The sequence below is a fragment of the Halomonas sp. TD01 genome, from assembly GCF_923868895.1.
Lineage (GTDB): Bacteria > Pseudomonadota > Gammaproteobacteria > Pseudomonadales > Halomonadaceae > Vreelandella.
The window spans coordinates 225,727-238,957 of the sequence record NZ_OV350343.1; the positions used below are offsets into that span (position 1 = coordinate 225,727).

13 protein-coding genes are annotated in these 13,231 nt (G+C 54.2%); 7 read left to right on the forward strand and 6 right to left on the reverse strand.

From position 1 onward, the window contains the following. Positions 1-28: 28 nt before the first annotated feature. The 6 genes from cyoE to L1X57_RS01130 form a co-directional block, all read right to left on the reverse strand. On the reverse strand, positions 29-952 hold the full coding sequence (gene cyoE, locus L1X57_RS01105) for a heme o synthase (RefSeq protein WP_009722392.1): 924 nt from the start codon (positions 950-952) through the stop codon (positions 29-31). Further along, a complete protein-coding gene (gene cyoD, locus L1X57_RS01110) occupies positions 910-1,239 on the reverse strand; it encodes a cytochrome o ubiquinol oxidase subunit IV (protein WP_009722391.1) in 330 nt (109 codons plus the stop codon). The genes cyoE and cyoD overlap by 43 nt, the downstream gene beginning before the upstream one ends. A 1-nt stretch (position 1,240) precedes the next feature. Continuing rightward, positions 1,241-1,852, reverse strand: coding sequence for a cytochrome o ubiquinol oxidase subunit III (gene cyoC / locus L1X57_RS01115; RefSeq protein WP_009722390.1), 612 nt, complete (start codon positions 1,850-1,852; stop codon positions 1,241-1,243). Next, entirely contained in the window at positions 1,852-3,879 is a 2,028-nt protein-coding gene (gene cyoB, locus L1X57_RS01120; RefSeq protein ID WP_009722389.1) for a cytochrome o ubiquinol oxidase subunit I, read from the reverse strand. The genes cyoC and cyoB overlap by 1 nt, the downstream gene beginning before the upstream one ends. A gap of 2 nt (positions 3,880-3,881) precedes the next feature. Next, positions 3,882-4,937, reverse strand: coding sequence for a ubiquinol oxidase subunit II (gene cyoA / locus L1X57_RS01125; RefSeq protein ID WP_009722388.1), 1,056 nt, complete (start codon positions 4,935-4,937; stop codon positions 3,882-3,884). Between the two features lie 274 nt (positions 4,938-5,211). Further along, positions 5,212-5,979: a DeoR/GlpR family DNA-binding transcription regulator gene (locus tag L1X57_RS01130; protein ID WP_009722387.1), complete on the reverse strand. Its 768-nt coding sequence runs from the start codon at positions 5,977-5,979 to the stop codon at positions 5,212-5,214. Positions 5,980-6,240: 261 nt separating this feature from the next. On the opposite strand from L1X57_RS01130, the gene L1X57_RS01135 reads away from it, so the two are divergent. From L1X57_RS01135 to cdd, 7 genes are all read left to right on the forward strand, one after another. Next, a complete protein-coding gene (locus tag L1X57_RS01135; RefSeq protein WP_009722386.1) occupies positions 6,241-7,083 on the forward strand; it encodes an outer membrane protein OmpK in 843 nt (280 codons plus the stop codon). 33 nt (positions 7,084-7,116) lie between these two features. After that, on the forward strand, positions 7,117-8,400 hold the full coding sequence (locus L1X57_RS01140; RefSeq protein WP_009722385.1) for a NupC/NupG family nucleoside CNT transporter: 1,284 nt from the start codon (positions 7,117-7,119) through the stop codon (positions 8,398-8,400). An 83-nt stretch (positions 8,401-8,483) separates the two neighbouring features. Further along, complete coding sequence (deoC, locus tag L1X57_RS01145; protein ID WP_009722384.1) at positions 8,484-9,302, forward strand: deoxyribose-phosphate aldolase; 819 nt, start codon at positions 8,484-8,486, stop codon at positions 9,300-9,302. Between the two features lies 1 nt (position 9,303). Next, positions 9,304-10,656: a thymidine phosphorylase gene (gene deoA, locus L1X57_RS01150; RefSeq protein ID WP_009722383.1), complete on the forward strand. Its 1,353-nt coding sequence runs from the start codon at positions 9,304-9,306 to the stop codon at positions 10,654-10,656. Beyond that, complete coding sequence (locus tag L1X57_RS01155; protein WP_009722382.1) at positions 10,656-11,900, forward strand: phosphopentomutase; 1,245 nt, start codon at positions 10,656-10,658, stop codon at positions 11,898-11,900. Before deoA ends, L1X57_RS01155 begins: the two co-directional genes overlap by 1 nt. A gap of 160 nt (positions 11,901-12,060) precedes the next feature. Further along, the gene (deoD, locus tag L1X57_RS01160) at positions 12,061-12,786 is read left to right on the forward strand and encodes a purine-nucleoside phosphorylase (RefSeq protein WP_009722381.1); all 726 of its coding nucleotides are present in this window, start codon (positions 12,061-12,063) and stop codon (positions 12,784-12,786) included. Between the two features lie 22 nt (positions 12,787-12,808). Further along, entirely contained in the window at positions 12,809-13,222 is a 414-nt protein-coding gene (gene cdd, locus L1X57_RS01165; RefSeq protein ID WP_009722380.1) for a cytidine deaminase, read from the forward strand. Positions 13,223-13,231: the final 9 nt, after the last annotated feature.

Sequence of the window (13,231 nt, forward strand, 5' to 3'; positions counted from 1 at the left end):
GCTTCATCGTTAAATGAGCGGCAAAGCATCACGCCCACATCGGCACCATGGCTTCTAGCACCATCACTAAGCTCATTGCAGTAATCGTCAGAATCGATACACCGAACACCTTTTTGGCCCAACGCACGTCATCACCCAGTCGAAAACCACACAGCGCTAAGTACAGCCAGTAACCGCCCATTGCTAATGCAACGCACAGATATCCTGTGCCCGCTTTGCTCGCCAGCACCAAGGCAAGTGATGCGGGAATAAACGCGACGATGTAGCCCAGAATGTGGTGTTTTGCCCGTTTGATACCATGCACCACCGGCAGCACCGGAATCGATGCCCGGCGATAATCCGCATAGCGAAAAATCGCAATGGCATACGAATGCGGCATCTGCCAAAGGCAGAATATAACCAGTAGCATGAAAGCACCGCTATCAAACTGCCCCGTCACCGCACAATAACCAACGACCGGCGGCATCGCCCCAGAAAGGCTGCCCACCAACGTGCCGTACTCAGAGTGCCGCTTCATATAAAGGCTGTACACCCCAACGTAAACACCCCAGCCAATCACCGCTAATGCCACGGTTAAGCCGTTGGTGCCCAGCGCCAAACACACTACGCCCGCTACCCCAAGCAGCGCCGAAACGCCTAATGCTTGAGTAATAGAGATACGTCCTTTGGCCAAAGGGCGATGGCGCGTACGCGCCATCAAAGCATCAATATCACGGTCAATAACGTTGTTACAGGCACAACCAGACGCAATGACCAGTGCAATACCCAACATGACCGTACTAAACGTGACCCAATCAAAGGTACCGTGGGCGGCTAAAAAATAACCACCTAAGGTCGCAATGAGATTGCCGCCAATAATGCCTGGTTTTGTCAGCGCGAGCAGGTCACGCCAACGGCTAGGCACCACCGTTAGCCGATCATCATGTTGAGATGCAGATGCTGCATGATCCATAAAGAGCCCCCTACCACCAAGACAAGTATCGTCAGCGTGAAAACGAAAGACATCACGTTCCACCCTTCGTCGGCTTTGGTGTTCATATGCATAAACATGACCAGCTGAACCAAAATCTGCAGCACGGCTGTTACTGCGATAACGACCACCGTCGTGGCGATGCTTAGCGCACCGCTCATAACGACCGCGAATGGAATCACGGTTAGCACTAAAGATAGCAGAAGCCCAGTCACATACGATTTAACGCTGCCATGGGAAGAAGTTGAATTAGATGAAGAATGGCTCATCTCACAGCACTCCCATTAAATAAACGAACGAGAAAACACAGATCCAAACGATATCCAAAAAGTGCCAGAACAGGCTTAGGCACAGAATTCTGGGGCGAGTCATCGGTGTTAGCCCTTTGGTAGAAAGCTGCACCAACATGACGAGAATCCATACCAAACCAACGGTCACGTGTAGGCCGTGAGTACCCACCAGGGTGAAGAATGACGAGAGAAATGCACTCTGATCCGGCCCATACCCTTGATGAATCAAGTGCTGGAACTCATAGAGTTCCATGCCAACAAACGCCGCGCCCAGCAGGAAGGTTATTGCTAACCATGCCTTTACCTGGCCAACACGCTCAGCATTCATGGCCAACACGCCCATGCCGAAAGTAAAGCTACTAAATAGCAACAAGAAGGTTTCGACTAGCACGAAAGGCAGCTCGAAAATATCTGCCGCCGTCGGGCCGCCCGCCGTGCCCTTCATGAGCACGGCGTAGGTAGCAAACAGTGATCCGAAGATCACCAGATCGCTCATTAGGTAGACCCAAAAGCCGAATACTTTGGTGCCGCTAGCATCATGGTGCTCGTGGGGCTCAGACGTTGCGCCATGGTGTAAGGTATCGGTAGCCATTACGCTCGCGCCTCCGCATAGTTTGTTTGCTTACTATCAGTTGAGTCACTGGTGGGCGGCGTGGTTTTGCGCTGCTGGTGCTCACGCTCAATCCGAGCCACTTCTGCGGCGGGCACGTAGTAGTCGATGTCATCGTTGAAAACACGCGCTAAGAAGCTGATGGCTACGCCAAGCGCGCCGACGGCGGCTAACCACCAGATATGCCATACCAGTGCAAAACCAAGCACCAGGGCAAACAAGCTGATAACCGGCCCTGCCACGGTATTACGAGGCATGTGAATATCGGTATAAGGCGCTTCATCCAACTGCTCGTTGCTACGCTGTTTTTGCGACCAAAAACTGTCGATATCGCCAACTTCTGGCAAACGGGCAAAGTTGTAGAACGGTGCTGGTGAGGAAGTTGACCACTCCAATGTACGGCCATCCCATGGGTCGCCAGTCACATCGGCATTCAGCTTGCGATCACGAATGCTCACCCAGAACTGAATAATGGTGCAGGCAATGCCCATCATGATGATGACCGCCCCCACCCAGGCCAGAATCATCCACGACTGCCATTCCGGATTTGTGTAGGACTGCATGCGGCGCACCGCACCAAAGAAACTCAACACATAGAGCGGCATAAAGGCGACGTAGAAGCCAATAAACCAACACCAGAATGAACGCTTGCCCCACTTCTCGCTAAGCGTGAAACCGAATGCTTTAGGAAACCAGTACGTTAAGCCCGCCATCATGCCGAACACCACGCCACCAATAATCACGTTGTGGAAGTGGGCAATCACGAACAGGCTGTTATGCAGCACGAAGTTGGCCGCAGGTAGCGCCAGCATCACGCCGGTCATACCGCCTAAGGTAAAGGTAATAATGAAGCCTAAGGTCCATAGCACCGGCGAGGTCAGTTCCAGGCTGCCGCGGAAGATAGTGAACAGCCAGTTGAATACTTTCACCCCAGTAGGAATGGCAATAATCATCGTCATAATGCCGAAGAAGGCGTTGACGTTAGCCCCAGCCCCCATGGTGAAGAAGTGGTGCAACCAGACAATAAACGACAGCAGCGTGATCGCCACTGTGGCCCATACCATGGTGGTGTAACCAAACAAACGCTTACGCGCGAAGGTCGCGATCACTTCAGAGAAGACGCCAAAGGCTGGCAGGATCAGGATGTACACTTCCGGATGACCCCAGGCCCAGATGAGGTTGACGTACATCATCATGTTGCCGCCAAAATCATTGGTGAAGAAGTGCATGCCGAAGTAGCGGTCTAGGGTTAACAGCGCGATAGTCGCGGTAAGAATCGGGAAAGAGGCAATAATCAGGACGTTGGCACAAAGCGATGTCCAGGTAAAAATAGGCATGCGGAACATGGTCATGCCTTTGGTGCGCATTTTCAGGATCGTGACAAAGAAATTAATCCCGGTGAGCGTCGTACCTATGCCAGATATTTGTAACGCCCATATCCAATAATCGACCCCCACACCAGGGCTAAACTCTATCCCCGAAAGCGGCGCGTAAGCGAGCCAGCCAGTTTTGGCGAACTCCCCTACTACTAGGGAAATATTAACCAGAATCGCGGACACCGCGAACAGCCAAAAACTCAGGTTATTCAGGAAAGGAAAAGCAACGTCGCGTGCGCCAATCTGCAGCGGCACCACCAGATTCATCAAGCCGATGACCATCGGCATCGCGACAAAAAAGATCATGATCACGCCATGGGCGGTAAAGATCTGATCATAGTGTTCAGGAGGGAGGTAACCCGCGGCCCCACCAGCAGCCATAGCCAACTGGGTACGCATCATAATGGCATCGGCAAAGCCGCGAAGCAGCATCACCAAGGCAACCACAAAATACATAATACCGAGCTTTTTGTGGTCAACGGAGGTAAACCACTCGTTCCACAGCCAGCCCCATTTTCGGTAATAGGTTAATGCGCCGATAAGCGCAGCACCGCCAATCGCCATCATGGCGGCAACGATCATAATGATCGGTTCGTGATACGGAATCGACTCTAACGTCAGTTTTCCAAACATGCTTAACCCCCCGCTTCAACGCTTGTGGGATGGCCGCTCATCGCGTGATCCTCACTAGCATGCTGATTGGTAACGTGGCCAAACGCGGCCTGATGATGGGTAGCGCTCGCGCTTTCTAGCTCGCCAGACTCGCCGTGGCTATCGTGAGTATCACTGACGGTTTCAGCGTGGTGAGCGTGGTCGCCATGACCACCGTGCCCGCTACCACCGGTATGAAAGCTGGTTAGAATCGACGTATAGAGCGCCGGGGATACCTCAGAGAAGTACTCGACCGGGTGGTATTCACTCGGTTTGGCTAAGTCGCTATAGCGTTCGGGATAGGACAGGATTTCATTGGAAGCCCGCACGTTTTCAACCCACGTCTCAAAGTCTTCAGGGGTGGTAACGTGAGCATCGAAGGTCATTCCTGAGAAGCCAGCACCGCTGTAATTTGTGGAACGGCCTGGATAAACGCCGACGTCGTCCGCAATCAGGTGAACGTCGTTATCCATACCCGCCATGGCGTAGATTTGGCTGCCCAGGCGAGGAATAAAGAACGCGTTCATCACCGAGCCGGAGCTAACCCGAAAACGCACCGGCGTATCCACAGGAAAGGCCAGTTCGTTAACGCTGGCAATGCCTTGTTCGGGGTAGATAAACAGCCATTTCCAGTCCAGCGCTACCACTTGGATTTCCATCGCGGCGGTATCGCTTTCGATTGGCTTATGGGGATCTAAACTATGAGAGGTTTTCCAAGTAAGAAACGCTAATACAGCGATGATCAAGCAAGGCACTGTCCATACCGCGACTTCAATCGCATTAGAGTGCGCCCAATCAGGTAGGTATTTAGCAACGTTGCGGTTGCTGCGCCGATAACGCCAACCAAACAGCAGCGTCATCACTATCACCGGAATAACCACAATTAGCATCAGCCCAAAGGAGGTCAGTATTAGCGAGCGTTGCTCAACGCCAATCTGTCCCTTGGGATCCAACAATGCAGAACTGCAGCCCGTTAACAACAGGCACAATACGACGAGCACAAATGTGCCTCGCCTGCGCCAGAGGGTATGTCGTTGCATGGTGTGATCTCGTCAGAGAGTTGTCCAAAACAGCGCGCTACATGACCAGCTTAATAGCTAGCTAAATAGCGCGCTAACTAACACCCCATACTTTTCCCAGAACAGTGAGTTCGTATGCGTTGCTCCGGGAAAAATATGCGCTACCGAAGGGGGTTGGTAGCGAGCCATAGCCAGCACACGCCATGCGTGCATAAACTAAGACTAAAGTATTTTCTATTGATCTGGGTCAATCAGAAAGAGGCGCTTTGCCGCACCCTGAGGGCTCAAAAATATGTTAAGCGACTGTCACGCTAAGCGATGCCTGAGGAAGACAGTCTAGTAATTTAGGTGCGTGCTCATCGTCAGTCACGACAATATCGAAATCGGATAACGCGGCAAAATAGGCTGGGCGCACTAAGCCAAATTTACTGGCATCAACAATCAACAGGCGTTGCATGGCAGTCGCAATAGCGGCCTGCTTTGGAGCCACTTCGTGAAAATGGAAACAGCTAACGCCCCGTTCGCAGTCCACCCCCGCCGCCGAGATCAGTGCTTTATTAATGCCTAAACGCTCAATAGCAGCTCGCATACCATCACTGCCAAACGACTGTGATGAAGCGTAAAACAACCCACCTAGCAGCACTAACCGAACATTGGGCAGCGTGGCCACTGAGTTAGCCACGTTAAGGGCATACGTCACCACGGTGAGTTCGCGGAAATGGCTAAGCTGGCTAAGCAACGGAATCAGTGTTGAACCACAGTCAATAAACAGCGTGTCGCCCTCCTCAATCAAGCTGGCAACCCGCTGACAGAGACGGTGCTTAACCTGATAGTGACTCGCCTGCTGCTCGGTTAGGTCGTACACCGGCGTTACGCCAGGGTAGTTTGCCATGACCAGCCGACCGCCCAACAAGCTAATCGCCGAAGGCTGCGTAGTAACGTCCCGACGGATCGTCATTTCAGAAACGCCGCACAGCTCAGCAGCATCACGCAGATGCAATGTTCCCCCGCTGGCTAGCGCTTCTTGCAACATTGCCAAACGCTGAGCGCTTCGGTCGTTCATGGCAAATCTCTCCTTTAGTCCCAAGTTCAGACGTTATTTTTCTATCAGCGGTTAGCAAGTATTCGAAGCCTATGCTGAGCCAGCCCTTGCGTTATTTCCACTGTCAGACACCATCATTCGACTATTTGAGAGTCATATCACATCCAAAGGACGTTGATGTCGTAATACTTGCAAATCAACGTTAAAAAAATAACACTCAATGTTATAATTTTAACATTAACGCCAGCCCACACGACTCATAACAAACCTGTTGAGGCTTCCATGACTATTCAAACTCCTTCTCGTTTTTCTTTCGTCACGCTTGGCGCTGGCGTTTTACTGGCAAGTACTGCGCTGGTAACGCCAGCGTTAGCAAACGACACCCTCGCGTCACCGACGACTCCCCTTTGGTCATTTGCCAATGTGTCAGTGAACTACTTGGATTGGTCAAACGGCACTGAAGCACGTACCGCTAATAACGCAGCAAAAAGCGATTTCACGTTTGTAGAAATCGAAGGCGGCGTAGGTTACAGCTGGGGCGAATTCTACGGCTTCTTCGATTTCGAGAACCCGACGAACGACCAGTTTGACGAATCAAGCGGCGGTAAAGATAACTTCCGTACCGCGGGCAAAATTACCTCGCACATTTATTTAGGTGACAGCCCGCTATCGATCTACGCGCATCTGTACGACTTCCGCGATTATGGTTTCAACGCTCGCGAGCAGGATCAAATTCTCGGTCTTGGCTACCGCACGACCTTCGACAATGGCCTATGGTTCAAACCGTTTATTGGCGCAGCTCGCGTGCAGAGCGACGGCTATACTGGCATGAATGGCTTTATGGCAGGCTGGGTAGCAGGTTATGACTTCTCAGCGCTCAACCAGAACTTCAGTGTCACCAACTGGCATGAACAAACCTTTGGCCGTGATGACGAGTACCTGGAGCAGAACTACGTAGGCGATAAAGCGGGCAGTGTGGGCACCAACGGCGCGCTTAGCTTGTGGTGGCACCCTTCTGAGCTAATTACCACTGGCGTGCAGTATCGCTACTCAGAGAATAAGCTGGGTACCCCGGACGCTTACCAAAATGCGATGATTTACTCAGTAAAGCTAAACTTACTGTAATCGCCCCACTTCACTCGCTCGGAAGGTACCCACATGACCCTCATCATGAGCCTGGTAGGTATGGTTACGCTGGTAACCATCGCACTAATCTTCTCTTACGACCGTAAATCGATTCGGCTGCGTACTGTGCTCGGCGCGTTTGCCATTCAGGCAGGTATAGGTGCATTTGTTCTTTATGTGCCATTTGGCCAAGCGGTGCTACAAGCTATCTCGTCAGGCGTTAGCCAAGTATTAGTCTACGCCAATGACGGCATCGGCTTTCTGTTTGGCGGCTTAGCCGATGTCGACAACGTTGGCTTCGTTTTTGCCATAAAAGTACTGCCAGTGATTATCTTTTTCTCGTCACTCATCGCGGTACTTTATTACATCGGCATCATGCAGTGGGTCATTCGGATTTTAGGCGGCGCGCTGCAAAAAGCACTTGGCACCTCACGTACCGAATCGCTTTCAGCCACGGCAAACATCTTTGTTGGCCAAACCGAAGCGCCGCTGGTGGTTCGCCCGTTTATCGCCCGAATGACCCCTTCTCAGCTATTTGCAGTGATGTGCGGTGGCCTAGCATCAGTGGCTGGTTCAGTTCTGGCGGGCTACGCCGCGCTGGGGATTCCTATGGAGTACTTGGTCGCCGCTTCTTTTATGGCGGCACCGGGTGGCCTGCTGTTTGCCAAGCTGATCATGCCTGAAACCCAAGACGCAACCGATAGCGACAGCGTTTCTAAAGTAGAAGAAGAGCTTAAAGAGCAGGAAGACAAACCCGCCAACGTATTAGATGCAGCCGCAGCGGGCGCTACGTCAGGTATGAAGCTTGCCGCCAACGTCGGTGCCATGCTGCTGGCGTTTATTGCTCTTATCGCTCTTATTAACGGTATTTTGGGCGGCATCGGCGGCTGGTTTGGCTTTGAATCGCTCAGCCTTGAGCTTATCCTCGGCTGGCTGTTTGCACCGCTTGCCTTCTTACTTGGCGTTCCCTGGGAAGAAGCCACGCTGGCAGGGTCGTTTATTGGTCAAAAGCTGGTGGTGAATGAGTTTGTGGCCTTTATTAACCTGGCTCCCTACATTGATGGGGAACAGGTAGTGGCCGCCACGGGTCAGATGATGACACCACACACCATGGCAATTCTTTCCTTTGCGTTATGTGGCTTTGCCAATCTGTCATCCATTGCCATTTTGCTAGGCGGTTTAGGCAGTATTGCTCCTACTCGCCGCAAAGAGATTGCTCGTTTTGGCGTGAAGGCCGTATTGGCCGGTACACTCTCTAACCTAATGTCGGCCTCAATTGCTGGCTTCTTTATTGCGTTGAGTAGCGCCACGGCTTAACGCAGCGAGCACGATACTATGCAACGGGCGCTGCTGTTTTCACGCAGTGCCCGTTCTGTCTTTTATTAATTTGTGAGAACTCCATGACTGCGACTGCCCCTTCTCAGCACACTCAAGCCCATATCATCCAAGCCGCCCGCCAAGCACTCACCCTCATGGATCTGACGAGCCTGAACGACAGCGACACCGATAGCACCATTGAAGCGCTGTGCCAGCAGGTTAAAACGCCTTTTGGCAACCCGGCAGCGGTATGCGTTTACCCACAATTTGTGGTTACCGCGCAGCGTGCGCTAACCGCTCACAAGCTCAATGACCACGTTAAAATTGCCACGGTTACCAACTTTCCTGACGGCGGTGACGACATCATGGGCGCTGCCCGTGAAACCCGCGACGCCGTCGCTTCCGGTGCCGATGAAGTCGATGTAGTTTTCCCCTATCGCGCGTTGATGGCAGGCGATGAAGCAACCGGCCTTGAGCTGGTCGAAATGTGTAAAGCCGCCTGCGCCGGACAAGCACGCTTAAAAGTCATCATTGAATCAGGCGAACTCAAAGATCCCGCGCTTATCAAGCGTGCCAGTGAACTGGCCATTGAGGGCGGCGCTGACTTTATTAAAACATCGACGGGCAAGGTCGAAACGAACGCCACCTTGGAAGCCGCTGAGATTATGCTCAACGCGATTAAAGCCAGCGGTGAAGATGTCGGGTTTAAAGCCGCAGGTGGCGTTCGCACCGCCGAAGAAGCCGCCGACTATTTGGCACTTGCCACTAACATTATGGGCGCGCAGTGGGTAACGCCTGAGCACTTCCGGTTTGGCGCTTCCAGTCTGCTGGGTAATTTATTGAACACGCTAAGTGGCGCTTCACAGGCCGCTCCGCTCTCCACTACTAATGGAGGCTACTAAAATGTCGTCTACCGCTTCTCATCACGCTCTCCTGCCCCAGGAACTGATTCGCCTGAAGCGCGATAGCCAGCCGCTACCTGCGGAAGAGATCAAAGCCTTCGTGCAGGGCATTGCCGATGATCGCATCAGCGATGCCCAAATTGGCGCCTTCACCATGGCGGTGTTCTTAAACGGCATGAGCCGTGAAGAAGTGGTCGCACTGACCACGGCGACCCGCGACTCCGGCCATGTCATGCAGTGGGATTCCCTCAACCTGCCCGGCCCAATTGTCGATAAACACTCCACTGGCGGCGTTGGTGATCTAGTGTCGTTGGTACTCGGCCCCTGGGTCGCCGCCTGCGGCGCGTTTGTGCCGATGATTTCAGGTCGTGGACTTGGCCACACTGGCGGCACCCTGGACAAGCTGGAATCGATCCCCGGTTACGACCCCTACCCAGCGCCAGAACGGTTTAGCAACGTGGTGAAATCTACCGGCGTGGCGATTATCGGCCAAACCGGCAACCTGGCCCCCGCCGATAAACGCATTTACGGCGTGCGTGATGTGACCGCCACCGTGGAATCCATTCCGCTGATTACCGCCTCTATTCTGGGTAAAAAGCTGGCCTCCGGTTTAGACGCCTTAGTGATGGACGTTAAGGTTGGTAGCGGCGCCTTTATGCCTACGCCGGAAAAATCCCGCGAGCTTGCCAAGAGCATCGCCAACGTGGCGACCCAGGCCGGCACGCCGACCACGGCTCTGCTCACCGACATGAGCCAGCCGCTGGCCCCCTGCGCCGGCAACGCGGTCGAAATCGTCGAGACCCTGGCCCTGTTGCGCGGCGAACGTGCTAACAGCCGCATCATGCAGGTCACCCGTGAGCTCGCGGTAGAAATGCTGATGGCTGGCAAACTGGCAAGCTCTCGTGAAGAAGCCCTGACCAAGCTGGAAAAAGCGCTCACATCAGGTGCAGCAGCCGAGGTCTTCGCCCGGATGGTGCGCGAGTTGGGCGGCCCCGCCGACTTTATGGAACGCTCGGATAGCTACTTAGCCACCGCACCGGTCATTCAGCCGGTGTACCCCGAGCAGAGTGGCATCGTACAGCGCATCGACACCCGTGCCGTCGGTATGAGCGTGGTCGAGCTGGGTGGTGGCCGCCTGCGCAACGACGCTAGCGTCGATCACAGCGTCGGCTTTAGCGATATTGTCGAAATTGGTGACCGCGTCGATAGTCAGCGCCCGCTAGCTATCGTTCACGCCCGCAGTGAAGACGCGGCCAACCGTGCCGCTGCCCAATTGCGTGCTGCCATGACCCTTAGCGAAGAGGCTGCCGCTGCGGACACACTGCTTCAAGAAACCTTCCGAGGAGAAGCCTAATGCGCCGTGCGATTGTATTAGTACTTGATTCTTTCGGGATTGGTAGCGCCCCGGATGCTGACAAATTCGGCGATCAGGGGGCTGACACCCTGGGCCACATCGCAGCCGCCTGCGCCCGCGGTGACGCCGATACTGCTGAGCGCTCAGGCCCCTTGAAACTGCCCAACATGGCGGCGCTAGGTCTGTTCCACGCCCACCGCGATGCGACGGGAAACGTTGCCGAAGGTGTTAGCCTGCCAACTCAATTGAAAGGCGCGTATGCCCACGCCAAAGAGATTTCCAGCGGCAAGGACACCCCTTCCGGCCATTGGGAAATTGCTGGTGTGCCGGTGCGCTTTGACTGGGGCTATTTTCTTGATAAAACCGACAGTTTTCCCACCGAGCTGTTAGAAAAAATCGTTCAACAAGCCAGCCTGCCCGGCGTAATCGGTAACTGCCACGCATCCGGCACCGAGATCATCGCCCGCCTGGGCGAAGAGCACGTCCAAAGCGGTAAGCCGATTGTTTATACCTCGGCAGATTCCGTGTTTCAGATTGCCGCCCACGAGGAGCACTTTGGCCTAGAGCGCCTCTACACGCTTTGCGAAACCGTGCGCGAGCTTCTCGAGCCTTACAACATTGGCCGCGTGATTGCCCGCCCGTTTAACGGCGATGACAGCGCAAGCTTTGCCCGCACCGGCAACCGCCGCGACTACAGCGTTGAGCCACCCAGCCCCACCGTGCTGCAGAAACTGGCAGATGCGGGCGGCGAAGTGGTCTCGATTGGCAAGATCGCGGATATTTACGCGCATTGCGGCATTACTCATAAGGTCAAAGCCAGCGGTCACGACGCCCTGATGGAAGCCACGCTCGCCGAAGTGGCACGCACCGCTAAAGAGTCCAGTGACCGAACCACCATGATCATGACCAACTTTGTTGATTTTGACTCGGTTTACGGCCACCGCCGCGACGTGCCGGGCTACGCTGCCGCGCTTGAGCATTTCGATGCCCGCCTGCCGGAACTGCTTGCCGCACTGAACGATGATGACCTGTTGCTGCTCACCGCCGACCACGGTTGCGACCCCAGCTGGGAAGGCACCGAACACACCCGCGAATACGTGCCGGTAATGGTGCATGGCGCAGGGTTTGCCCCCGGCCCGCTAGGCGAGCGCGACACCTTTGCCGATATCGGCCAGACATTAGCCGCCTTCTTCGCCGTTGAAGCGATGGAAGACGGCAAGAGTTTTTTACCTAAAGCGGCTTAAAGGCCGATGACAAATCATTAGCACACTATTGTGCAAGGCCAGTATCAACCCGTAGCGGGGGTCTTTCGCCAAGGATGGCGAAAGTAGCGCCCAGGGAAGGGTTTACAGCGCCCCCGCCTAGGGTTGTTCGGGCCAATCATTTTTTAGATAGGAGCGTTTTATGGCAACACCACATATCAATGCTGAAATGGGCGATTTCGCGGATACCGTTTTGATGCCCGGCGACCCGCTGCGCGCCAAGTACATCGCCGATACCTACCTGGAAAATGTTCGTCAGGTGAACGATGTACGCAGCATGTTCGGCTACACCGGCACTTACAAGGGCCGCGAAATTTCGGTCATGGGCCACGGCATGGGAATTCCGTCGGTGTCAATTTATGCCAAAGAGCTGATTACCGACTACGGCGTTAAGTCGATTATTCGTGTAGGTTCCTGCGGCGCAGTGCGCGACGACGTTAACGTACGTGACGTAGTCATCGGCATGGGAGCCTGCACGGATTCCAAAGTGAACCGCATGCGCTTTAATGACCATGACTTCTCGGCCATCGCTGACTTTGAGCTAACAAGCCACGCGGTAGCAGCTGCCAAGGCACAGAATGTGCCGGTAAAAGTCGGCAATATCTTCTCAGCGGATCTGTTCTATAACCCGCAGACCGACATGGCCGAACTGCTCAAGCGCTACGGCATCGTGGGTGTGGAAATGGAAGCGGCAGGCCTTTACGGCGTTGCAGCAGAGTTTGGTGCTCGCGCGCTAACCATCTGCACGGTGTCCGACCATATTCTGAAAGGCGACTCGCTCTCCAGCGCCGACCGTCAGACCACCTTCAACGACATGATGACGATTGCGTTGGATACAGTACTGCGCGACGACGCCGCTAAGGCCTAATAGCCATTATGAGGATAACGCCATGAGCCAAGCTGATAAGGCACTGGTTGACACGCTGCTGACCACCTTGGGCAACGCTTATGCGCCCTACTCCAATCATCCGGTAGCAGCGGTGATGGAGTGCCCAGATGGCCAGCAATTTGCTGGTTGTAACGTGGAAGTGGCGCATTATAAAGGGCTGTGTGCGGAAGCCTCGGCGATTTCCGCCATGATCACCGCTGGCCAGCGCGAGCTGGCCAAGGTGTACGTGATGGGCCCAGGCGAGCACCTGTGCACACCCTGTGGCGACTGCCGTCAGCGCATTCGTGAATTCGCCACCCCAGAAACGCAAATTATGGTGCTTTCCCACCAGGGCGACGTGCTGAAAACCTACACTATGGAAACACTACTGCCCGATGCCTTCGGCCCCGAGCAACTGCCGTCGCATCAATCTTAATTTTACTAT